We start from the raw sequence: 23,063 nt of genomic DNA on the forward strand, positions 1-23,063 counted from the left end.
TTCACATTTTGTGAACCTTATGGTATTTGAATTGGATTGCTTTGTCTAAAGTCATCTACAAGACCATCTTTAGTCATGCGAATTTCAGACTTCAAATCTTGACTTCCTATATTCTTATCATCTTTTTGATATTCTATTGTGTATGAAGCTTCGTAATATTCAAATTCATCGGAAGCCTTATCTTTTTTTACTTCATCAATCTTTAAATCTTTAAGTACTATTTCCAATCCATCTTCATTATGTGCAGTTCCTAACCAGATTAATGGGTTCACACCTGCAAAGTTTTCGTAGCCTGTTTCTGTCATAAGTGGTTTAAACATATCTTCTAAATACTTATCTAATTCAGTTTTTTCATTACTATCTTCATCTACACCTTCACCGAGAGCTTGATTTTCAGCTGAAGAAAATACATCACTATCCTCTGGTTCTGGTACATAAGCTTTTTTTATAAAGTTGTCAACTTTATCTACGTTAGAACTACTTTTTGCACAGCCTACAAATAAACTTAGTGTCAGTGCCATAGCCATGATGAAAATACTTTTCCTTAAACTTTTTTTCATAAAGACCTCCTTATTATATTTATAAGTATTATAACATAATCTCAAAAATAAATCTAACTCTTTGTAATAAAGTCGTGGCCGCAGTTTTTACAATGGACTTTTATTTTTCCCTTACCTCTAGGAACCTTCATTTCAGTTTTACAATTTGGACATTTTAAATATTTATAATCTTTTAAGTTTTTCATTTTATTTTTCTTTTTGCCAAAAAATCCTAAAAATATTCTTCTAAGAGCAAGGTAGTCTTGATTTTCTTTAGCCCTTTGCACTTTGTTTCTTGAAAAGATTATATAATTTGAATAAAACACACATGCAAATCCAAATAGTAGAATGAAATTTCCAAAGGTGTTTCGTATAAGGAACAGCGAAATGATTAATAAAACCGTTCCCAATGTGGATAAAAATCTTGAAAAGTGATTTATTCCATTCCGTCCCTGCATGAATTTATAAAACCAATCTTTCATTTTTGCTCCCTTCATTTAATTATGTTAAAATTATTATCTCAAGTGGAAGTTAATTTTTCCTTAAAATAATTTCGTTTACAATTTAATTATATCAAAAAAGAAGAAGATTATAATATTGAAAACAAGTGAAAAAATATTTGACATTTAAATTGGTTTAGTATATAATATCATGGTGTTAAAAAAGACTGTCCCGGTCCTTTTTAACAATATACAAAAATCGCCTGGTGGCCAAGGGTGCGATTCATAAATGCTTGGTGGGAAAATAATCGCCATTTGACAGCGATGTCGAAATAGTCAAAATATTGTAAAAAGGAAAGGAAGACAGAATGAAAAGCTATAATGTAAAAGCGAAAGACATACAAAGAAAATGGTATGTTGTTGATGCTACAGACAAAGTTCTTGGAAGACTTGCAAGTGAAGTTGCAGCTATTCTAAGAGGTAAGAACAAGCCTATATTCACTCCAAATCTTGACACTGGTGACTATGTAATAGTTATCAATGCTGACAAGGTTAGAGTAACAGGAGACAAGAACAAAAAGAAAATCTATAAGAAACATACAGGTTACCCTGGTGGACTAAGGACTACTACTTTCGAAGAACTTTTGGCAAGAAAGCCAGAAAGAGCAATCGAACTTGCAGTTAAGGGTATGTTACCTAAGAACAGATTAGGTAGAGATATGTACAGAAAACTTAGAGTTTATGCCGGTGAAGATCACGGACATGAAGCTCAACAACCTGAATCTATAGATTTAGCATAGGAGGAGAATAGATGGCTGATATACAATACTTGGGAACAGGCAGAAGAAAGACTTCTGTTGCAAGAGTAAGATTAGTTCCAGGAAATGGTAATTTTGTTATAAATAAAAAACCTATCGATGAGTACTTCAATTATGAAACATTAAAGGTTATTGCTAGAGAACCTCTAACACTAACTGAAAACTTAGACTCATACGATGTTTATGTAAATGTTAAGGGTGGTGGATACACTGGTCAAGCAGGAGCAATCCGTCACGGAGTTTCAAGAGCACTTCTTAAAGTTGATGAAGAATTAAGACCAACTTTAAAGAGAGCTGGATTCTTGACTAGAGACCCTAGAAAAGTTGAACGTAAAAAATACGGTCAAAAGAAAGCTCGTAAGAGCCCACAATTCTCAAAAAGATAATATTTCAAGCCTTGGACTTATGTCTGAGGCTTTTATATTTTTATTTGGGCTTTAAGTTTTAAAAAACATTTATAAAATGATACAATAAAATAAGTAACTGTAAAGAGTTAATGATTTTGAAATTTTATTAAATTGATAATCATGTGATTACTATTTATTATTTTAATATTGTACTATGGAGGATGTAATGAAAGCATTGGTGGTTGGTGCAGGAAAGCTTGGTTTCAAATTGGCTTCTGCCCTTGTGGATGAAAACTGTGATGTTACAGTTGTTGATAATGATGAGAGTGTAATTGAAAATATTTTAAACACATTGGATGTACTTACGATAAATGCCAATGCCCTTGATATTGAAGTTTTACAAGAACTGGATATCTCTTCTTATGATGTGGTTTTGGCGACTACGACCAATGACGAAGCGAATGTAATTTTAAGTACAATTTCAAAAAAACTAGGTGCAAAGTATGCCATTGCCAGAGTTCGTGACCCAGAATACAAAATGCATATTGAATTTATAAGTAAGGAATTAAATATCGACAAGATTATAAATCCTGATAACGCCGCTGCTCGTAGCATTGAAAAGTATTTACTAAAACAGTATAAACTCTACTCCGATAGCTTTGCAGATGGGAAGATTAAACTTGTGGAGTTTAATATTGGCGTTGACGAAGACTTTGTTGGCAAAAAGGTAATGGACATAAAGGCATTTGAAAACTTACTAATAACTGCCATATCAAGAAAGGGCGAGGCCATTGTACCAAATGGAAACACACTTCTTTGTGAAAATGATGTAATACTACTTGGTGGAAAGTCAGAGGACATTGAAAAGTTTGATAGGGAACACTCTGGAGTTAAAAAGGCTAAGAGTATAAAAAAAGTTCTTATTGTTGGCGCAGGTAAAACAGGATTTTATCTTGCACAAAACCTATTGAACGATGGACTTGATGTAACCATTGTTGAAATTGACAGGCAAAAGTGCTACGAAATAAAAGAAAAACTTCCCCGAGCAGAGATTATTAATGGGGATGGAACCAACTTAAGCGTACTTGAAGAAGAGATGATACAAACATTCGATGCCTTTGTTGCCACCACTGGTATAGACGAAGCCAATTTGCTTATAGCCCTAGTGGTTAAACAATTTGGAATTTATAAATCAGTTGCCAAGGTTTCAAGGACAAATTACGATTCGATTCAAGATAGACTAGATATTGATGCGGTATTTAATACATCATATATAATGGCTGCGGAAATTTTGAAACATTTAAGAGGAGGTCAGGCAATTTCAGTTAACCTCTTACTAAATGGACAAGTTGAAGCAACGGAGTTAATTATACAAAAAGATGCATTGGTTTGTAATAAGAAACTTAAGGAATTAAATCTTCCGGCTGGAATTTTAATTGTAGCCGTTGTAAATGGTAATAAAATTATTATTCCTAATGGAGAAACTATATTGAATGAAGAAGATAGAGTGGTTTTATTTAACACCCATAGTGAAACTTCTGCTATGAAAAAATATTTCCACATAGACAACAATAAAAAGTCCCTATTTAATAAGATTAGATTTACAAAGTAGGTATTTATATGAATAAAAAACTGATAGTTAAAATTTTAGGCATAATACTCTTGATTGAAGCTGCATTTATGCTTCCATCACTTATAATTTCATTTTATATGAAGGATCTATCCCATACTGGATTTTTAGTTGCCATGTCCATGCTTATTATTCTTTCTTTGGCAACCCGACTTATAAAAATCACAGACTATACACTGGCACCTATGGACGGGCTATTCATAGTTGGGTTTTCGTGGATATTGGTTTCTATTTTTGGAGCCATACCATTATATATAAATACGGAACTTGATTTTGTTTCATCTTTTTTTGAAATAGTTTCAGGCTTCACCACAACTGGGGCGTCTGTTATTTCAAATATTGAAGCATATCCAAAGTCCGTGATATTTTGGAGAAGTATAACCCACTGGATAGGTGGAATGGGAATTTTAGTGTTCACCGTTTCCATACTTCCGCGTCTTGGAGTTGGAGGTTTTCAAATTTACAAGGCAGAGTCGCCTGGACCAATTGCAGGAAAGATTCAGTCCACAACTTCAGGTTCGGGTAAGATACTCTATAGAATTTATTTGCTTATAACATTGTTAATATTTTTGGCCCTATTGGCAACTGGTATGACTGTGTTTGATGCGGCAATTCATACTTTTGGGGTAACGGGAACGGGAGGCTTTTCATCCCATAGCGACTCCTTGGCAAGGTATGGAACACCAACCATAGTGGTACTAAGTATTGCCATGTTTATATGTGCCACAAACTTCAATGTATATTTTTTAATTTACAAGAGAAAATTTAAAGAAATTATAAATAATGATGAACTAAAAATTTGGATTATATTTATAGCTGTTGCTATTATAACCATTGCGGCATGTTTATTTAAAAATGGATATGGAAGCTTTGGTCTTTCCCTTAGGGACTCGGCACTTCAAGTTACATCCATATCTTCCACATCGGGATTTGCCAACACCGACTTTGACCTGTGGCCAAGTTTTGCAAAGACGATACTATTTTTGCTTTACTTCATGGGAGGATGCGCAGGATCAACGGCGGGAGGATTAAAAGTTGTAAGAATAACGGTGCTATATAAACTAGTTAAGAGAGAAATCAAAAAGACAATTCACCCTAAAGCAGTAGTTCCCGTAAGGCTTAACGGAAAGAACTTAAGTGAACAAGTGGTACTTGGGATTTGTGCCTTCGCAGCTGTTTACTTTTTTGTATTTTCATTTTCGACTGCCATCATAACACTTGATGGCCATGACATAAGAACCAGTATGTCCGCGGTTGCAACATTTTTATCAAATGTTGGACCTGGTTTTTCAAAAGTTGGACCAACAAAGAACTTTACATTTTTTAGTAGTGGATATAAACTCTACTTTAGTTTTTTAATGCTTTTAGGTAGACTTGAATTCTTTACGCTAATAGCGTTAATATCTCCACGAAATCCTAAAAAGGAATTGATAAGAATATAAAACTTAAAACAGTAAGTCGAATAGATTTACTGTTTTTGTTTGAAAAAAAAGAACGAGATGGGGCTAACATCTCATTCTCTTAGAAAGGGTATGTGTTGAAGTAACACTTGTACATGATTTGATATTAATAGGATTGTTTTAATATCTATTACATTATACAATTAAAAAGAAAGAATTGCAAACTATTATTGAAAAAATTGTTAAAATTTATGATAAAATTATAATAATATTAGCTGACAGGAGAAATAAAATGAAAATTACAGTAATAGGCTGTGGAAGATGGGGTTCTTGCATAGCCTGGTATTTAGATAAAATTGGAAAAGATGTAACTTTATATGGGAGAGAAAATTCTAAGAACTTTCAAAGATTTTTAGAGTGCAGAGAAAATGATTTTTTAAAATTGTCAGAGAGTTTAAAACTTTCTTCAAATCTTGAAGAGGTTTTAAATTCGGAAGTAATTGTTATATCAGTTGGAGCTCAAAATTTTAGAAGTTTGTTAAAAGAACTTTCTGCTTTAGGTTTAAAGGATAAGAAGATAGTTCTTTGCATGAAGGGAATTGAAATAGAGAGCAGAAAGAGATTGTCACAAGTTGCCAAGGAAGAAATTGATCCTTCTAACAAGGTGGCGGTGTGGATTGGACCTGGTCATGTTCAAGAGTTCTATAGGGGAGTTCCAAATTGCATGGTTATTGATAGCGAAGATGAAGAACTAAAAAATTATTTAGTTAAAGAATTTTCATCGCCATTAATCAGATTTTATTATGGTACAGATATAATTGGAAACGAAATTGGCGCAGCACTTAAAAATGTAATAGGAATTGCGGCGGGGGCGTTGGACGGCCTTGGCGTAAGTTCATTAAAAGGGGCTTTAATGAGTCGTGGCACTAGAGAAGTTTCAAGGCTAATTGACGCCATGGGTGGAAATCCATTCTCCGCATATGGACTATGTCACTTGGGAGATTACGAAGCTACTGTGTTTTCTGAGTATTCAAACAATAGAAAATTTGGTGAAAGCCTTGCAAAGGGAGAAGAGTTTTCGAAACTTGCAGAAGGATATTACACAGCAAAGGCAGTTATGAAATTAAAAGAAGAATATAATGTGGATATGCCTATAAGTACTGCTGTTTATAATATATGCTATGAAAATAAAAGCGCTGAAGAAGAGATAGAAAATCTATTTTTAAGATCGCTTAAGGACGAATTTACAAAGGGAGAGTTAAATGAATAATAAATTTATACCAATAATACTTGGCACAGACATAAATGCATATGGAGTTGCAAGGTCCTTTCATGAGGCCTATAAAGTTAAATCCATAGCCCTTGGAATGAAGCATCTGCCATTTACGGCAAATTCAGATATTGTTGAAGTTAGAACTTTCGAAAACTTTGATGAAAATGAAGTTTTTAAGAGGGAGATGGAAAAGTTTGGAAAGGAAATGAAAGGCCACACACTTCTTTTAATTTCCTGTTCCGATGGATACACTTCACTTTTAACTGAAAACGCAGAAATGTTAAGTAAGTATTTTAAGTTCAATTACATCTCTAAAGATTTACAAAAGAAACTTGAAAATAAAAAGGATTTTTATGAAATCTGTGAAGAGTACAATTTAAACTATCCGAACACCTATATTATAGATAGGGAAAATAAGGATTCATTTAATATTCCCTTTGATTATCCAGTTGCAGTAAAGGCCAATGACAGCATTGAGTTTTTACATTTGAAATTTCCCGGAAAGAAAAAGGCCTATAAAGCGAATAATATAAATGAACTAACAAGAATAATTCAAGATGTTTACGAGGCGGGTTATACAGGAGAGATGATTGTACAGGACTTTATTCCTGGAGACCACTCTACCATGGGAGTTTTAAATGCCTATGTGAATAGCAGTGGCGAAGTTAAGATGATGTGCTTTGGAAAATGCCTATTAGATGAATGTTTGCCTGAGGGAATAGGAAACTATAATGCATTAGTAACGGAAAATAATGAAGAGCTTTACGCCATGGTTAAAAACTTTTTAGAAAAGATTAACTATAGGGGATTTGCGAACTTCGACTTCAAATACGACAGAAGAGATGGAAAGTACAAAGTTTTTGAAATAAATATTAGACAGGGAAGATCAAGCTACTACATGACAGCAGGAGGATGTAACTTTGTTACCTTCTTAGTAGATGACTTGATTGATAATGCGGACAAACCACTTTACAAACACGTGGAAGAAGGATTGTGGTTATATGCAGACCCGTTTGTGCTAAAAAATTATTGCAACAAAGAGGACCTTCCAAGGGTAAAAGAGCTTTTAAAAAAGGGTTTCGGATTTACAATGTGGTATGAAGAGGATAAAAACTTCAAGAGATTTTTAAATTATTGGAGAAGGCGTCTTGCAACGATAAAATACTATCCAAAGTTCCAACCGGAAAGGGAAGAGTTATAAGAACGAAAAGCGGTGCTAAATAAGCGCCGTTTTTTATTTCAAATTTTTCTTCTAAGGTTTCAAATGAAAATTATTGAAATAATAAAGACGCAGAAAAATCTGCGCCTTAATATTTTTATTTACTTATGGTTTTTAACAAAGTCGTAAAGTGTCTTTACTGGAACTCCTGTTGCACCAAAAGGTATATAGTCATATGCTGACTTTGTATATGCTGGCCCTGCAATATCTAAATGAGCCCATTTCTTATCTTCCACGAAGTGTTCTAAGAATAGTCCAGCAGTCATTGCGCCACCGTAAGGGCCTGTGGAGTTTATAATATCAGCTCTCTTTGATTTTAGTAAATCCCTTAATACGTCAAATGTTGGTAACTTCCAAACGTATTCGCCAACTTCCTTTGATGACTTTTCAAACTCATCATATAGGCTGTCTTCATTTGTAACAATACCAGTTGTTCTTTCACCAAGGGCAACCACACATGCTCCTGTCAGTGTAGCTAAATCAACTATAGGTTCAGCATCAGTCTTTGTAGCTGCATAGTAAATTGCATCTGCTAAAGTTAAACGGCCTTCAGCATCGGTGTTGTCAACTTCGATAAAAGTTCCCTTCATTGAACCAATAATGTCACCATTTTTATATGCACGTCCAGAAACCATGTTTTCACATGCTGCAACAAAACCGATTACATTTCTTTGAACTTTGTTTTTCGCAAGAGCATAGATAGAACCGATTACAGTTGCAGATCCACCCATATCACCATGCATTGTTGCCATACCCTTAGCAGGCTTTATAGCATATCCACCAGAGTCATAAGTTAGACCCTTTCCAACAAGTCCGATTGGCTTTTGTCCTTCCACAGGAAGGTATTCCATAATAATAAACTTAGGTTCTTTATCTGATCCTTCAGCCACTGCTAAGAATGCCTTCATGCCAAGTTTTTCAATTTCATCCTTATTTAATACCTTTACATTTACACCTACTGAAGAAAGATTTTCAGTAGCGGCCTTAGCTAAAGTTTCTGGATACATATCTATTGCAGGAGTATTAACTAAAAATCTAGTAAAGTTAACTCCTTCTACAATATTTTCTCTATATTTAAAATCGTCTATTGTTAAATCTTGTTTAACCACAAAATTTATTGAAAGTTCTTTGCATTCTTCATCATCTTTTGTCTTGTAGTCATCAAATTTATATTCAGATTGCTTTATACCTTCAAATATGTTTAAAACTACATCATTTGAAAAACTTTCATTAAAGACAACCTCTACATCATAAATATTAAACCTTTTAACTTCATTAATTGCCTTAAAGCCAAGGGTAATAAGTTTTCTTGGTTCTTGATTTTCTTCATCTACTACAATGCAATATTCATTAACTTCAGAATTTTTTACTCTGTAAGCTTTAAAATCGCCTAGCTTAAAATAAACATCTTCATCTACAGAACAGCACTCTGTGTTTTTGCAAAAATTAATAATGGATTTTTTCTCGATTTCTTCATTTAATTTATATTTCATAAAATCCCTCCTTACAATTATTGTACACTATTAATGATTGATTGACACTACCATTTATACTTGTTAATATTTAACAAGGTGAGATCATGAAGAATAAAATAAAAATTATGACATTCATTTTATTGATGCTAATTAATCTAAATGGATGCAAGAAAATAAATAAAGCTGGAACATACGAAGATTATGGAAATGGTAGAAATGGAAAGATAAAAGTTTCAGTTACAATAAATTCAGATGGAGAGATATCAGATATAGAGTTGCTTGAACACGAAGACAATAAAGAGTTTGTGGAAAAGGCATTTAAAGAGTTGAAGCCAAATATTATAGAAAAAAATAGCGCTGATGTAGATGTGTCATCAGGAGCAACAGAGTCATCAAAAGGGATTTTAGAAGCGGTTGAAAAGGCTGTAGAGCAATCAAATAAAAAATAGAAAGAACTAGGACTGATAATATGGCGATTTTAGAAAGAAAAGACGCTGACAAACTTGCTGTACTAGTAGCCAATGTAGCAAAATTACTTGTAAAAAACGGAGCTGAAATCTACAGGGCAGAAGATACAGGCAGAAGGATGTGCGAAAAATATCAAAATATTGAATATATAAATGTGTATGCCACTTACAACTTGGTAATGGTTAGCTTTTCATTAAACGGAGAGGAATTTTCTACCATGAGAACATTCCATGGAGTGGAATACAACTTGAGCAAAGTAGCGAATATAAATGAATTTTCCAGGAGATTTACAACGGAGGGTATATCTGTAGATGAAGGAATCAAGGCCATAGAAAATATCTATTTTGAAAATGAAGAAAAAATGTTTCGTATGTCGCTTTATGCGGCTCTTGGATCCGCTTTCCTAATAGTAAACTTCAAAGGTGGTATACAGGATTTTATAATAACATTAATAGCTGCCTTTATAGGAGAACTATGCTTTATTAGAATAAGCAAGAGAGAGATACCAATATTTATAAACACCATAATAGGTTGCTTCATAGCATCAAGCATATGTCATTTAACAATGATGCTTGGATTCGGTACATCAATAAATATAGTTGTAATGGGTTCCATAATGCCATTCTTGCCAGGAGTGTCCTTTACAAACTCAGTAAGGGATTTCTTGTCTGGAGAAGTCCAATCAGGACTAATGGCCCTAGTGCAATCACTTATAATAGCATCAGGAATGGCCCTCGGTGTAAGCTCTTCATTTTTATTATTTTCATAGGAGGGGAAAAATGAATATTATAATTAACGCTATAATGTCAGGACTTTCCTCCATAGGATATGGACTTATGTATAGAGTTCCAAAAAAAAGTGTGTTGGGAAATTTCTTTGCAGGAACAATCGGCACCTTAACCTATGGCATACTATGGAATAATTTTGGAATGACATTTGGAGCGTATTTAATAGCTTCTTTAATGATAGGAGTAATGGCAGAAGTATTTGCTAGAATAAATAAACTTCCAGCAACAGTGTTTTTAGCACCGGGCCTAATACCACTTGTGCCAGGAATTGCTATATTCAACATGATGAATGCCTTTGCAAAAAAAAGTTATGCAGAAGCTTTATCAAACCTATCCAATGCTGCAAGCTATGCAATGGGAATAGCGCTGGGTATAGTGGTGTCATCATTATATTCAAGATCACTTAAAAACTATAGAACCTATTTTAAACTTGTAAAGATAAAAAGAATAAGTAAAAAGAAAAAAGAAACAGACAATAGAGATATCTTACAATAAATAAAATAAGAAATAGGATTATTTTACAAAAAATTAAAGAAACCTTAAAAAAGACTTGACAATGATAAATAAAGTTGATATTATAATTAGGCACTCAGTTGAGTTGCCTTTTTTTAATACAAAATTTTCGAAAGAAAAAAATAAAAAAAGCTTGACAACAAAAAATCTACACGCTAGACTATAGAAGTTGTCACTCAAAGCGAGTGCAAAGAACCTAAACAAGTAAAAAGTGTAAAAAACTTTTGAGTAAGTACAACCAAACAATTTCGGTGAAAAAAATAAAAGTCAGCGAGAGCTGATCAAACATTTAATAGAGAGTTTGATCCTGGCTCAGGACGAACGCTGGCGGCGTGCTTAACACATGCAAGTCGAACGATGAACCTCGAAATGACATCTTCGGAAGGATTTTTGAGAGGATTAGTGGCGAACGGGTGAGTAACGCGTGAGCAACCTGCCTTAGACAAGGGGATAGCCTCGGGAAACCGTGATTAATACCCTATGAGACTCCACTTACGAGTGTAAGAGAAGTTAAAGCTATTGCGGTCTAAGATGGGCTCGCGTCTGATTAGCTAGTTGGTGAGATAAAAGCCCACCAAGGCGACGATCAGTAACCGGCTTGAGAGAGTGAACGGTCACATTGGAACTGAGACACGGTCCAAACTCCTACGGGAGGCAGCAGTGGGGAATATTGCACAATGGGGGCAACCCTGATGCAGCGACGCCGCGTGAGCGATGAAGGAATTCGTTTCGTAAAGCTCTGTCCTTGGAGAAGATAATGACGGTAACCAAGGAGGAAGCACCGGCTAAATACGTGCCAGCAGCCGCGGTAATACGTATGGTGCGAGCGTTGTCCGGAATTATTGGGCGTAAAGGGTACGTAGGCGGTTTAACAAGTCAGATGTTAAAACTTGAGGCTTAACCTCATGTTGCATTTGAAACTGTAAAACTTGAGTAGTGGAGAGGAAAGTGGAATTCCTAGTGTAGCGGTGAAATGCGTAGATATTAGGAGGAATACCAGTAGCGAAGGCGACTTTCTGGACACAAACTGACGCTGAGGTACGAAAGCGTGGGGAGCAAACAGGATTAGATACCCTGGTAGTCCACGCTGTAAACGATGAATGCTAGGTGTCGGGAGTCAAATCTCGGTGCCGAAGTTAACACATTAAGCATTCCGCCTGGGGAGTACGGTGGCAACACTGAAACTCAAAGGAATTGACGGGGACCCGCACAAGCAGCGGAGCATGTGGTTTAATTCGATGCAACGCGAAGAACCTTACCAGGGCTTGACATATGGGTGAAAAGTATAGAGATATACTCCTCTCTTTTAGAGACATCCATACAGGTGGTGCATGGTTGTCGTCAGCTCGTGTCGTGAGATGTTGGGTTAAGTCCCGCAACGAGCGCAACCCCTATATCTAGTTGCCAGCACTAAGGGTGGGGACTCTAGATAGACTGCCGGTGACAAACCGGAGGAAGGTGGGGATGACGTCAAATCATCATGCCCTTTATGTCCTGGGCTACACACGTGCTACAATGGCAAGTACAGAGGGAAGCGAAGCAGCAATGTGAAGCGAATCTCAGAAAGCTTGCCCCAGTTCGGATTGTAGGCTGCAACTCGCCTACATGAAGTCGGAGTTGCTAGTAATCGCGAATCAGAATGTCGCGGTGAATGCGTTCCCGGGTCTTGTACACACCGCCCGTCACACCATGGGAGTTAGTAATACCCGAAGCCAGTGACCTAACCAATGGAAGGAGCTGTCGAAGGTAGGATTAATGACTGGGGTGAAGTCGTAACAAGGTAGCCGTATCGGAAGGTGCGGCTGGATCACCTCCTTTCTAAGGAGTACAATAGAGTTTTTTACACTTAACTTAGGTTCAAAAGAACATTGAAAAGAGAATACAGAGACAAAAGCAAGAAAATGGAAAAGTAAAAATATTTCCGGTCAAGCGACAAAGGGCATAAGGCGAATGCCTTGGCACTAGGAGGCGAAGAAGGACGTGACAAGCAACGAAAGCGACGGTTAGGAGCAAATATCCAGCGAGCCGTCGGTATCCGAATGGGGAAACCCACTTAGACAAACTCTAAGTATCTGTAGCCCAACCAATTAAGCTACAGAAGCGAACCGGGCGAACTGAAACATCTAAGTAGCCCGAGGAAGAGAAAGAAAACTCGATTCCCCCAGTAGCGGCGAGCGAAGAGGGAAGAGCCCAACTTAAGGAAAAGATAGGAAGAAGTTAGAAGAATCAGCTGGAAAGCCGAGCCAAAGAGAGTGACAGCCTCGTAATCAAAAACAGACACCTACACCTTAGAAAGAGTACCACGGAACACGAGAAATTCCGTGGGAATACGGGAGGACCACCTCCCAAGGCTAAATACTACCTAGTGACCGATAGCGAATAGTACCGTGAGGGAAAGGTGAAAAGAACCCCGGGAGGGGAGTGAAATAGAACCTGAAACCTTATGCCTACAAGCAGACAAAGTTTAGTACTTTCGAGTACTGGATGATGTCGTACTTTTTGTAGAACGGGCCAGCGAGTTACGATATGCAGCAAGATTAAAGATTTAAGATCTGAAGTCGTAGAGAAATCGAGTCTTAATAGGGCGTAAGTTGCATGTTGTAGACCCGAAACCAGGTGATCTATCCATGTGCAGAGTGAAGTAGAGGTAAAACTCTATGGAGGCTCGAACCGGGTAACGTTTAAAAGTTATCGGATGACATGTGGATAGGGGTGAAAAGCCAAACGAACTTGGAGATAGCTGGTTCTCCTCGAAATAGCTTTAGGGCTAGCCTTATCGTAGTAATTGAAGGGGGTAGAGCACTGAATAGTCTAGGGGCATATAATGTTACCGAAACTTATCAAACTCCAAATACCATCAAATTAGCGATAGGAGTCAGACTATGAGGGATAAGCTTCATAGTCGAAAGGGAAAGAGCCCAGACCACCAGCTAAGGTCCCAAAATATAGATTAAGTGGAAAAGGATGTAACACTACTCGGACAACCAGGATGTTGGCTTAGAAGCAGCCATACATTTAAAGAGTGCGTAATAGCTCACTGGTCAAGTGGTGATGCGCCGAAAATAAACGGGGCTAAAATCTAATACCGAAGCTGTGGATGCGCATAAGCGCGTGGTAGAGGAGCATTGTGTAAGGAGCGAAGACAAGCTGCAAGGCGAATTGGACCAAACACAAGAGAGAATGCTGGCATGAGTAGCGAGAAGGTGAGTGAGAATCTCACCCGTCGAAAGCCAAAGGGTTCCTGGGGAAGGCTCGTCCACCCAGGGTAAGTCGGGACCTAAGCCCAGGCCGAAAGGCGTAAGCGATGGACAACAGGTAGAAATTCCTGTACTATCTCAAGCGTTAAGAGAGAAGTGTTGACGCAGGAGGATATGTGAAGCGTGCGAACGGTAGAGCACGTTCAAGTAAGTAGGAGGTAGAAGTAGGCAAATCCGCTTCTACAAAACTTCGAGATACGATGAGGAGCGAAAAACAAGTAGTGAAGTCACAGATTCCACACTGCCAAGAAAAGGCACTATCCAGCAAAGAGATACCCGTACCGTAAACCGACACAGGTAGGCGAGGAGAGAATCCTAAGACGCGCGGAAGAACCTTTGTTAAGGAATTCGGCAAAATGACCCCGTAACTTCGGGAGAAGGGGTACCGAGAATTGTATATGTTAAACACAAAAAGCAAAACTTGGTCGCAGAGAATAGGCCCAAGCGACTGTTTACCAAAAACACAAGTATCTGCTAAATCGAAAGATGAAGTATAGGTGCTGACACCTGCCCGGTGCTGGAAGGTTAAGGGGAAGACTTAGCGCAAGCGAAGGTTAGAACTTAAGCCCCAGTAAACGGCGGCCGTAACTATAACGGTCCTAAGGTAGCGAAATTCCTTGTCGGGTAAGTTCCGACCCGCACGAAAGGTGTAACGATTTGGGCACTGTCTCAACAAAGGATCCGGTGAAATTGTAGTAGTCGTGAAGATGCGACTTACCCACGGTAGGACGGAAAGACCCCGTGGAGCTTTACTGCAAGCTGACATTGGATTTTGGTATTGAATGTACAGAATAGGTGGGAGACTGAGAAGTTAGGTCACAAGACTTAATGGAGTCCCAAGTGGGATACCACCCTTTCAATGCTAAAGTTCTAACTTGGCACCTTGAAACAGGTGTGAGGACACTGTCAGTTGGGCAGTTTGACTGGGGCGGTCGCCTCCTAAAGAGTAACGGAGGCGTTCAAAGGTTTCCTCAGAATGGTTGGAAATCATTCAAAGAGTGCAAAGGCAAAAGGAAGCTTAACTGCGACACCGACAAGTGGAGCAGATACGAAAGTAGGACTTAGTGATCCGGTGGTACCGAGTGGAAGGGCCATCGCTCAACGGATAAAAGCTACCCCGGGGATAACAGGCTTATCTCCCCCAAGAGTTCACATCGACGGGGAGGTTTGGCACCTCGATGTCGGCTCGTCTCATCCTGGAGCTGGAGAAGGTTCCAAGGGTTGGGCTGTTCGCCCATTAAAGAGGCACGCGAGCTGGGTTCAGAACGTCGTGAGACAGTTCGGTCCCTATCCACCGTGGGCGTAAGAAATTTGAGAGGAGCTGCTCCTAGTACGAGAGGACCGGAGTGGACAGACCGCTGGTGTATGAGTTGTACCGCCAGGTGCACAGCTCAGTAGCTACGTCTGGAATGAATAAGCGCTGAAGGCATCTAAGCACGAAGTCAACCTCAAGATGAGATTTCTTTGTAGAAATACGAGAGAAACCAGGAAGAAAATCTGGTAGATAGGTCAGAGGTGTAAGAGTAGTAATACTTTAAGCTAACTGATACTAATATATCGAAAGCTTGACCGGGAATATTGTTACTTTTCAAAAGTTGCAAAAAATGGGCGAAGATAGCGGAAGGGATACACCTGTTCCCATCTCGAACACAGAAGTTAAGTCTTCTAGCGCCGATGGTACTATGGGGGAGAGCCCATGGGAGAGTAGGTATTCGCCCGTCAGACTCTACATTGTAGAGTCTTTTTTATTAATGACTTTAGTCTGTTGAGTTCGCTTGCGAACGAAACAATAAACTACCCGCTATGCGGGTAGGCGTTCTTAGGTTATACCAAAAAAATCACCAAGTATTATAATAGAGTTGTTCAGACCTAATATAATAAGAGGTGATTTTGTGGCAAATAAAACTAATTCATTATCTCACACAAAATGGATGTGCAAGTATCACATAGTCTTCACCCCAAAGTATAGACGAAAAGTGATATTTAATCAATATAGAGAAAGTCTCATAGAAATATTTAAATTACTTTGCAAATACAAAGGAGTAGAAATAATAGAAGGGCATATGATGCCAGACCATGTACACATGTTAGTAAGTATTCCACCCAAAATATCAGTATCAAGTTTTATGGGATATTTGAAAGGAAAAAGTGCCTTAATGATGTTTGACAGACATGCAAATTTAAAATATAAATTTGGTAATCGTCATTTTTGGGCAGAAGTATATTATGTGAGCACAGTGGGATTGAATGAAAAAACAATAGCAAAATATATAAGAGAGCAAGAGCAACACGATATAGCACTTGATAAGTTGAGTGTAAAAGAATATACAGATCCGTTTGGGAAATAGAAATTAAAAATCCCTTTCAGGGATAAGCTAAAGTGGCAAAAACAGTTAGGTTTGAACAGAGTGAAAACCAGCGCCTTGAGACGCTGGTTGGTATCACTCGGGCTTATAGCCCTTGAACAAACCACCCGTTTGACGGGTGGTCATGATTGGTTACAATTTTTTTACATATTTTTAATTTGCAATTCTCATTTTATTTTTATAGAATTAAAATAGGGGGTGTGAACATGGACGATAAAGTTAATTTTAATTCTATTTTTATATTTAGGTATCTTGAAGATGAAGTAATAAATAAAGTTTATAATCTTGACATGGATCATGTGAAATTTAAGTCTGGAGATTTAGTAGTTTCTAGAGGGGATAAACTTAATAGCCTTGTTGTTATAAGATCAGGACTTTTAAAACAGGCAAAGTACTTAAGCGATGGAAGCGAAAAGGTAGTGGCATACTACTATGAAAATGAAGTTTATCCACTACATTTATTCTATGCAGGTATTAAGCATTGGCCTTATGATATATATGCTGAGACAGAAAGTGATGTTTATTTTATTCCATGGGATGATTTAAATAGTATTATTTCTTCAAGCGAAACTCTTACTAACAATGTTCTAAGGTTTACAGCAAGTTGTACCTGTCACACTAAAATTATATTAAATGCCACAAGATATAAAAAAATTCAACAAAGACTTGCTTATTGGCTTGTAATGAAAAAATATGTGGATACTTGTAAAATACCGATGACTCAAAAGATGTTGTCTGATACTTTAAGAGTTACAAGACCTAGCCTTAATCAGGAATTAAAGAGACTTGAGAGCTTAGGTGTAATTAGTATTGATGTTAATGAAATTGAAGTTTTAGATGAGGAATATTTAGAAAATATCATTGAAGATGTGTAAAAAACCTTTTCATGTTCGAATACGAACTTGAGACATAGCAAAAAGGCTGTTAATATAGAATCAGAAAGCAAATCCAATAGAAAAAGAAAACGATAACAAATCTGATTGGATTTTAAGCTTTGAAGATTAGTCTTTATTACGAGCTCAAATGAAGATATTTAGAATGTATGAAAACGATACTTAGAAAAAACAAAGGAGAATATTATGACTGAAAAAATGAACCCTGATTTTAAATTTGTTGACGGCTATGGATTTAACGAAGATTTACTTAAAGAAGCATTTGCTGAAGCTAGAAAGATCTATAAAGAAAGAGGCTTCATGAGAGAAATGGGTCAAGGTATAGCTCCTGCTATAACTACTGTAGATATGGCTAAGGCTTGGATGAGTGAAGGTCACCCATTTACATGTGATAAGTCTGAAGAAGTTTGTGCAAACGCATTAAAGGTTCTTGAAGCTGGTAGAAAAGCAGGCGTTCCAATATTCCACACAACTACAGGCTATACTGGAGACAAGCAATGGGATTTACCTAGATGGGATGAAAAAATACCTATGAGTGCATTAGACATAGATAGTGAATGGATGGAAATTGATCCTAAATTAAAACCACAACCAGAAGAACCAGTTATCCATAAGAAATATGCTTCTAACTTCTTTGGTACACATCTTGCTCATATTCTTACATTCTTAGGAGTAGATACTCTTATAGTTATGGGTGCAACTTCTTGTGCATGTGTTAGACATACTGTAATGGACTCTACTGGATATGGATTCAAGACTCTTATTCCTGAAGGAACAGTTGGAGATAGAGTTCCAGGAGTTGTTGAATGGAATATGTTTGATATGGAAGCTAAATTTGCTGACGTACTTCCTGTAGATGAAGTTGTTAAATACTTAGAAGGTATTGATAGCTCTGTTTATACTAAGCACGAAAGAAAACTTGACAAGTAATTGAAATAAAACGCTGTGGCAATTTAGGGCATTATGCATTAAATGCCCAGCGTTTTTTCATAAGGAGATGCTATGAAAAAATTAATTAAGAATGGTACTATTATTTCCGCTACTTCTGAATATGTTGCAGATATATTAATTGATGGCGAAAAAATTGTAGAAATCGGATTGAACTTGCCTGAAGATGGATGTGAAGTTATAGACGCTACTGGAAAATATGTTTTTCCAGGCGGAGTAGATGAGCATGTTCATATGGGACCTTTCGGATCTTATTCTTTTGAAACATCTCATGCTGCACTAGTTGGTGGGACTACTACAATCGTGGACTTCGCTCCACAATTTAAAGGAAAAACTCTTATTGAGTCTTTAAAAGAGCATGAAAAGGAAAATGCAATAGGAAAAGCATCTTGTGATTATTCTTTCCATACAATGGTAATGGATAATGATGAGGACTTACTCATGAGGAGTATTCCTGAGCTTGCCAAAAATGGCGTTGCAAATTTAAAATTCTTTATGGCTTATAAAGGCACTCCTTTTTATGCCAATGATGAATTGATTATAAAGGGAATGACTGAGGCGAAAAAATATGGTCTTACATCTATGCTACACTGTGAAAATGGAGACTTTATTGAAGCTTTGGCTAAAAAATATAAAGAAGAGGGAGTTAAAGATCCTATAGGACACTCTCTATCTAGACCACCAATTGTTGAAGATGAAGCAACTTTTAGGGGGATTCAAATGGCAAAAATTGCTGATTGTCCTCTATATGTAGTGCATGTTACAACTAAAAATGCAATGAGGTTTATTAAAGAAGCTAGAGAAGAAGGATATAGTGTATATGGTGAAACTTGTACCCATTATTTAACTCTAGATGAATCTAATTTCTTAAAACCTAATTTTGAAGGTGGAAAATATGTATGTGCTCCAGCATTGAGAACAAAAGATCACTTAGAGGCTTTATGGGATGCTGTTGACAAAGGATATTTGAAAGCTATAGGTTCAGATAATGCGGCTGTTAAAGGTGGATTTGAAGCTAAGAAAAAAGGTATTGATGATTTTACTAAAATACCTAATGGATGCCCTGGAATGCAAAATAGACTTTATATGATTTGGACTCAAGGAGTTATGAAGAATAGAATTACTAGACAAAAATTCGTGGAATTAACTTCTACTAATCCAGCTAAGGTTTGTGGATTCTATCCACAAAAGGGAGCCATACTTCCAGGATCAGATGCTGATATAGTAATATATAATCCTGATGTTAAAGGAACTATTACCTTCAAAGATAATTATGAAGGTAGTGATTATGATACTTACGAAGGATTTGAAAGAGATGGTATTTGTGAAAAGGTATTCTTAAGAGGAAAACTTATGGCAGAAAATGGTAAATTTGTTGGTGATAAGGGAACTGGTCAATATATAAAACAAAAACCATATGCTCTTCCATATGATAGATATGTTCCAAGAGAAAAATAAAAATGAATTAACTTTATAAAAAGGGGGGAGTGTATTCTCTCCTTTTTATAATGCTTTCAATTATTCAAAGCTAATAAATACCAATAAAAAGTTATATATCTAAAACTGTTGTCTTCCTAACATAAAAAAATTTTCAAGTGTTGTCGAAACAACTTTATTAAAATAAATTAAATGATAGACTATAGATGAAGGAAAATGATATTTAAAAAAGGTTTTCATAGAGGAGAATAAATGGAGATTTTAACTGTAACAAATAATAGCAAAATTGAAGATGATGCAAATGTTATTAGGGTTTCTGGTGACTATAGAGACGTACTTATCAAGGTAAGGGACTTGGTCTATGTTGGACATGAACTTATTTCTTATCCATTAAACGCCAGTATAAAAATGTTTTTTTCTCCAGTAAAGTCTATCCTTATTTCTAAAGAAAAAGGTAGTATTTCAGAACACTCGGTAGAGTTAATTGAAAACAGTATTTTGAAATATGATTTTACTTTAGGGGAGAGAAAACCCGAATATAGACATACAAAAGATTATGAATTACTTGATTTTGAACTTTACAAGTCTGCTTTAGAGGAGGCTTCAAGGTTTAATTTTATAAGAAAGGGTGAATAGCTTGAGACTTGAATTAAGAAAAGTCGAAATAGAGGATATCAACTTTGGCGATGAGACAATTGTTAAAGATAAATGTCTATACATCAACAAAGATGCCTTTATTGAAGAAATGAAAAAAATATCTGGTGTAAAAGATATTAAAGTTGATCTAGCGAGACCCGGGGAAAAGAAGAGAATAATTCCTGTAAAGGACGTTATTGAGCCAAGGTACACAGTAGAAGGTACTAAGGGATTCCCAGGGGTAACTACTGATGTTGGACCATGTGGTGATGGAATAGTAAATGTACTTTCTGGAACTGCAATTGTTACTATTGGAGATATTGTTGGTTTCCAAGAGGGAGTTATAGACATGTGGGGAGAGGGAGCTAAATGGACTCCATTCTCAAAGACAATGAATGTTGTTGTTGATATAACACCTGTTGAAGGTTTAAATCCACATGAGCATGAAGAAGTTTGTAGAATTGTTGGATTAAAGGCTTCTGAATATGTTGGTGAAGCAGCTAAAGATATTGAAGACTTTAAAGAAGTTCAAGTTTTCGAAATGGGCGATCATGCTGAAGAAAACGAAAAGTATCCTGATTTACCGAAGGTAGTATATGTTGAGATGTTAATTTCTCAAGGTCTACTACATTCTGGATATATCTACGGCACTGACTCTGCTCATATTTTACCAACTTTCTTACATCCAAATGAAGAACTTGATAATGCTGTTATTTCAGGTAACTGTGTTGCTGCATGTGACAAGATAACAACATATCAACATCAAAACAATAATGTTATTAGAGAACTTTATAATAAACATGGTAAAGAGATAAACTTCCTAGGAGTTGTAATGACACCTGAAATGACTACTCTTAATGGAAAGTTTGTATCTTGTGATTACACTGCTAAACTATGTAAGATGGTAGGAGCTGATGGTGTAATAATTTCTGAAGAAGGTTATGGAAACCCTGACTCAGACCTTGTAATGATTTGTTCAAGGCTTGAAAAACAAGGTATCAAGACAGTACTTATTACTGACGAGTGTTCAGGATGGGACGGTACAAGTCAACCACTTACAGATACTGCTAAAGAAGCTGTTGCAGTTATTTCAACAGGAAATGTAAGTCATATTGTTGAACTTGAAAAGGCTGACCAAGTACTTGGAGACCCTGAAGCTATAGCTAACTTAGCTGGTGGTTGGGCAGGAGCTTATGACCCTGAAACTGGAACTATGAAATGTGAACTTAACGCTGTTATCGGAGCTACTTCTGAAATCGGCTATCACAATGCAACTTGTAAATTATATTAGGAGGAGAAGATGAGTAAAAAAGTTATTTATTATATCAACCAATTCTTCGGCCAAATCGGTGGAGAAGAAATGGCGCATATACCTCCTGAATATAGAGATGGAGGAGTTGGACCTTCAGATGCTTTTGGAAAGAAAGCTGAAGGAATAGAATTAATTGGAACTATTATTTGTGGTGATAACTACTTTAATGAAAATAGAGAAGAAACTATGGCTTTTCTTGAAAAGACATACGAAGAACAAAAACCTGACATCGTAGTGGCAGGACCTGCTTTTAACGCTGGTAGATATGGTGTTGCATGTGCTGAAGTTTGTAAGTTCTTCAACGAAAAGGGAGTACCATGTATAACTGGTATGTATGAAGAAAACCCTGGTCTTGATGAAGCAAGAAAATATGCTTACACAGTTGCAACTGGAAACTCTGCAGCGGCAATGAGAAAAGCGATGCCTGCAATGGTTAAGCTTGTTAATAAGCTTGCAAAAGATGAAGAACTAGATCCATCTGTTGATGATTATTTTCCACAAGGTCAAAGACGTACTATTCTTGTTGACAAGATAGGTTCACAAAGAGCTATAGAAATGCTTATGAAGAGACTTAATGGCGAAGAATTCGAAACAGAATTACCAATGCCAGTGTTCGACTCAGTAGAACCTGCAGAAGCAATTAAAGATCTTTCTAAAGCTACTATTGCACTTGTTACTACAGGTGGTATCGTACCGAATGGAAACCCAGACAGAATCCAATCTGCATCTGCACAAAAATGGGGCAAGTATGATGTATCAGGAAGAGAAGATCTTAACAACGATTACTACACAATCCATGGTGGTTATGACCCTGTATATGCAAATGCAAAACCTGACAGAGTTGCTCCTCTTGATATGTTGGAAGACTTAAAAGAAGAGGGAGTTATAGGAGATGTTTACACATATTTCTATACTACTACAGGAACTGGTACTGCAGTTGCTAACTCTATAAGATTTGGTAAAGAAATCGGTAAAGAGTTAAAAGAAGCCGGCGTCGATGGCGTTATTCTTACTTCAACGTGAGGTACTTGTACACGTTGCGGTGCAACTATAGTTAAAGAAATTGAAAGATATGGCATTCCAATAGTACACATGGCTACTATTACAACTATATCTCAATCTGTTGGTGCTAATAGAATCGTTCCAACAGTAGCTATCCCATATCCTGTAGGAAATCCTGATTTGGGAGAAAAAGAAGATGCTTTCAGACATGAAATGGTAGAAAGGGCTGTTAAGTCACTGGCTACTGATATTACAGAAAGTACAATATTTAAATAAAATATAAGCAGAGCCAAGGCTCTGCT

The 23,063-nt window shown here is 36.7% G+C and carries 19 protein-coding genes and 3 rRNA genes; 19 read left to right on the forward strand and 3 right to left on the reverse strand.

Annotated elements, in window-relative coordinates; all coding sequences use genetic code 11:
• Window positions 1-17: 17 nt before the first annotated feature.
• Both L6651_RS00585 and L6651_RS00590 read right to left on the reverse strand, forming a co-directional pair.
• Window positions 18-560: a hypothetical protein gene (locus tag L6651_RS00585; protein ID WP_237036120.1), complete on the reverse strand. Its 543-nt coding sequence runs from the start codon at window positions 558-560 to the stop codon at window positions 18-20.
• 53 nt (window positions 561-613) lie between these two features.
• Window positions 614-1,021, reverse strand: a complete 408-nt coding sequence (locus L6651_RS00590) for an FYVE zinc finger domain-containing protein (RefSeq protein WP_237036121.1) — start codon at window positions 1,019-1,021, stop codon at window positions 614-616.
• Between the two features lie 326 nt (window positions 1,022-1,347).
• Between L6651_RS00590 and rplM the strand changes: the two genes are divergently transcribed.
• The 6 genes from rplM to L6651_RS00620 all read left to right on the forward strand — a co-directional run bounded on the left by rplM (window position 1,348) and on the right by L6651_RS00620 (window position 7,648).
• Window positions 1,348-1,779 (forward strand): 50S ribosomal protein L13, encoded by a 432-nt coding sequence (gene rplM / locus L6651_RS00595; protein ID WP_237036122.1) that lies wholly within the window; start codon window positions 1,348-1,350, stop codon window positions 1,777-1,779.
• 11 nt (window positions 1,780-1,790) lie between these two features.
• Window positions 1,791-2,183, forward strand: a complete 393-nt coding sequence (gene rpsI, locus L6651_RS00600; protein ID WP_237036123.1) for a 30S ribosomal protein S9 — start codon at window positions 1,791-1,793, stop codon at window positions 2,181-2,183.
• A gap of 187 nt (window positions 2,184-2,370) precedes the next feature.
• The gene (gene trkA / locus L6651_RS00605; RefSeq protein ID WP_237036124.1) at window positions 2,371-3,756 is read left to right on the forward strand and encodes a Trk system potassium transporter TrkA; all 1,386 of its coding nucleotides are present in this window, start codon (window positions 2,371-2,373) and stop codon (window positions 3,754-3,756) included.
• Window positions 3,757-3,764: 8 nt separating this feature from the next.
• Entirely contained in the window at window positions 3,765-5,216 is a 1,452-nt protein-coding gene (locus tag L6651_RS00610; RefSeq protein ID WP_237036125.1) for a TrkH family potassium uptake protein, read from the forward strand.
• A 250-nt stretch (window positions 5,217-5,466) separates the two neighbouring features.
• Complete coding sequence (locus L6651_RS00615; protein ID WP_237036126.1) at window positions 5,467-6,444, forward strand: NAD(P)H-dependent glycerol-3-phosphate dehydrogenase; 978 nt, start codon at window positions 5,467-5,469, stop codon at window positions 6,442-6,444.
• On the forward strand, window positions 6,437-7,648 hold the full coding sequence (locus L6651_RS00620; protein WP_237036127.1) for a carboxylate--amine ligase: 1,212 nt from the start codon (window positions 6,437-6,439) through the stop codon (window positions 7,646-7,648). Before L6651_RS00615 ends, L6651_RS00620 begins: the two co-directional genes overlap by 8 nt.
• 119 nt (window positions 7,649-7,767) lie before the next feature.
• Here the strand turns inward: L6651_RS00620 and L6651_RS00625 are convergent, their stop codons facing one another.
• Window positions 7,768-9,159, reverse strand: a complete 1,392-nt coding sequence (locus tag L6651_RS00625) for a leucyl aminopeptidase (protein WP_237036128.1) — start codon at window positions 9,157-9,159, stop codon at window positions 7,768-7,770.
• 86 nt (window positions 9,160-9,245) lie between these two features.
• Here L6651_RS00625 and L6651_RS00630 point away from each other — a divergent pair, with 86 nt between their 5' ends.
• The 13 genes from L6651_RS00630 to L6651_RS00690 all read left to right on the forward strand — a co-directional run bounded on the left by L6651_RS00630 (window position 9,246) and on the right by L6651_RS00690 (window position 23,037).
• Window positions 9,246-9,590 carry an FMN-binding protein gene (locus L6651_RS00630; protein WP_237036129.1) on the forward strand — a complete coding sequence of 115 codons (345 nt, stop codon included), beginning with the start codon at window positions 9,246-9,248 and terminating at the stop codon, window positions 9,588-9,590.
• Window positions 9,591-9,610: 20 nt separating this feature from the next.
• Entirely contained in the window at window positions 9,611-10,378 is a 768-nt protein-coding gene (locus tag L6651_RS00635; protein WP_237036130.1) for a threonine/serine exporter family protein, read from the forward strand.
• Window positions 10,379-10,388: 10 nt separating this feature from the next.
• A complete protein-coding gene (locus L6651_RS00640) occupies window positions 10,389-10,892 on the forward strand; it encodes a threonine/serine exporter family protein (RefSeq protein ID WP_237036131.1) in 504 nt (167 codons plus the stop codon).
• 307 nt (window positions 10,893-11,199) lie between these two features.
• A 16S ribosomal RNA gene (locus tag L6651_RS00645) occupies window positions 11,200-12,728 on the forward strand.
• Between the two features lie 105 nt (window positions 12,729-12,833).
• Window positions 12,834-15,740 (forward strand): 23S ribosomal RNA (locus L6651_RS00650).
• 31 nt (window positions 15,741-15,771) lie between these two features.
• Window positions 15,772-15,888: ribosomal RNA gene (gene rrf, locus L6651_RS00655) — 5S ribosomal RNA — on the forward strand.
• The 16S, 23S and 5S rRNA genes sit together here, the layout of an rRNA operon.
• Window positions 15,889-16,059: 171 nt before the next feature.
• Window positions 16,060-16,515 carry an IS200/IS605 family transposase gene (gene tnpA, locus L6651_RS00660; RefSeq protein ID WP_255784599.1) on the forward strand — a complete coding sequence of 152 codons (456 nt, stop codon included), beginning with the start codon at window positions 16,060-16,062 and terminating at the stop codon, window positions 16,513-16,515.
• Window positions 16,516-16,739: 224 nt separating this feature from the next.
• Complete coding sequence (locus L6651_RS00665) at window positions 16,740-17,408, forward strand: Crp/Fnr family transcriptional regulator (protein WP_237036132.1); 669 nt, start codon at window positions 16,740-16,742, stop codon at window positions 17,406-17,408.
• A 204-nt stretch (window positions 17,409-17,612) separates the two neighbouring features.
• Window positions 17,613-18,356 carry an isochorismatase family protein gene (locus L6651_RS00670; protein ID WP_237036133.1) on the forward strand — a complete coding sequence of 248 codons (744 nt, stop codon included), beginning with the start codon at window positions 17,613-17,615 and terminating at the stop codon, window positions 18,354-18,356.
• 72 nt (window positions 18,357-18,428) lie between these two features.
• Window positions 18,429-19,832 carry a dihydropyrimidinase gene (hydA, locus tag L6651_RS00675; RefSeq protein ID WP_237036134.1) on the forward strand — a complete coding sequence of 468 codons (1,404 nt, stop codon included), beginning with the start codon at window positions 18,429-18,431 and terminating at the stop codon, window positions 19,830-19,832.
• A gap of 231 nt (window positions 19,833-20,063) precedes the next feature.
• Window positions 20,064-20,447 (forward strand): GrdX family protein, encoded by a 384-nt coding sequence (locus tag L6651_RS00680; protein ID WP_237036135.1) that lies wholly within the window; start codon window positions 20,064-20,066, stop codon window positions 20,445-20,447.
• Entirely contained in the window at window positions 20,440-21,738 is a 1,299-nt protein-coding gene (locus L6651_RS00685) for a glycine/sarcosine/betaine reductase component B subunit (protein WP_416389096.1), read from the forward strand. The genes L6651_RS00680 and L6651_RS00685 overlap by 8 nt, the downstream gene beginning before the upstream one ends.
• A 9-nt stretch (window positions 21,739-21,747) precedes the next feature.
• Window positions 21,748-23,037: a glycine/betaine/sarcosine/D-proline family reductase selenoprotein B gene (locus tag L6651_RS00690; protein WP_255784600.1), complete on the forward strand. Its 1,290-nt coding sequence runs from the start codon at window positions 21,748-21,750 to the stop codon at window positions 23,035-23,037.
• Window positions 23,038-23,063 lie beyond the last annotated feature (26 nt).

The organism is Mediannikoviicoccus vaginalis, assembly GCF_928097925.1.
In the GTDB taxonomy this organism is placed as follows: domain Bacteria; phylum Bacillota; class Clostridia; order Tissierellales; family Peptoniphilaceae; genus Mediannikoviicoccus; species Mediannikoviicoccus vaginalis.

What these genes read in the sequence shown, in the direction of transcription:
- L6651_RS00585 (WP_237036120.1), bottom strand. Translation starts at nt 560, where the DNA reads ATGAAAAAAAGTTTAAGGAAAAGTATTTTCATCATGGCTATGGCACTG.
- L6651_RS00590 (WP_237036121.1), bottom strand. Translation starts at nt 1,021, where the DNA reads ATGAAAGATTGGTTTTATAAATTCATGCAGGGACGGAATGGAATAAAT.
- rplM (WP_237036122.1), top strand. Translation starts at nt 1,348, where the DNA reads ATGAAAAGCTATAATGTAAAAGCGAAAGACATACAAAGAAAATGGTAT.
- rpsI (WP_237036123.1), top strand. Translation starts at nt 1,791, where the DNA reads ATGGCTGATATACAATACTTGGGAACAGGCAGAAGAAAGACTTCTGTT.
- trkA (WP_237036124.1), top strand. Translation starts at nt 2,371, where the DNA reads ATGAAAGCATTGGTGGTTGGTGCAGGAAAGCTTGGTTTCAAATTGGCT.
- L6651_RS00610 (WP_237036125.1), top strand. Translation starts at nt 3,765, where the DNA reads ATGAATAAAAAACTGATAGTTAAAATTTTAGGCATAATACTCTTGATT.
- L6651_RS00615 (WP_237036126.1), top strand. Translation starts at nt 5,467, where the DNA reads ATGAAAATTACAGTAATAGGCTGTGGAAGATGGGGTTCTTGCATAGCC.
- L6651_RS00620 (WP_237036127.1), top strand. Translation starts at nt 6,437, where the DNA reads ATGAATAATAAATTTATACCAATAATACTTGGCACAGACATAAATGCA.
- L6651_RS00625 (WP_237036128.1), bottom strand. Translation starts at nt 9,159, where the DNA reads ATGAAATATAAATTAAATGAAGAAATCGAGAAAAAATCCATTATTAAT.
- L6651_RS00630 (WP_237036129.1), top strand. Translation starts at nt 9,246, where the DNA reads ATGAAGAATAAAATAAAAATTATGACATTCATTTTATTGATGCTAATT.
- L6651_RS00635 (WP_237036130.1), top strand. Translation starts at nt 9,611, where the DNA reads ATGGCGATTTTAGAAAGAAAAGACGCTGACAAACTTGCTGTACTAGTA.
- L6651_RS00640 (WP_237036131.1), top strand. Translation starts at nt 10,389, where the DNA reads ATGAATATTATAATTAACGCTATAATGTCAGGACTTTCCTCCATAGGA.
- L6651_RS00665 (WP_237036132.1), top strand. Translation starts at nt 16,740, where the DNA reads ATGGACGATAAAGTTAATTTTAATTCTATTTTTATATTTAGGTATCTT.
- L6651_RS00670 (WP_237036133.1), top strand. Translation starts at nt 17,613, where the DNA reads ATGACTGAAAAAATGAACCCTGATTTTAAATTTGTTGACGGCTATGGA.
- hydA (WP_237036134.1), top strand. Translation starts at nt 18,429, where the DNA reads ATGAAAAAATTAATTAAGAATGGTACTATTATTTCCGCTACTTCTGAA.
- L6651_RS00680 (WP_237036135.1), top strand. Translation starts at nt 20,064, where the DNA reads ATGGAGATTTTAACTGTAACAAATAATAGCAAAATTGAAGATGATGCA.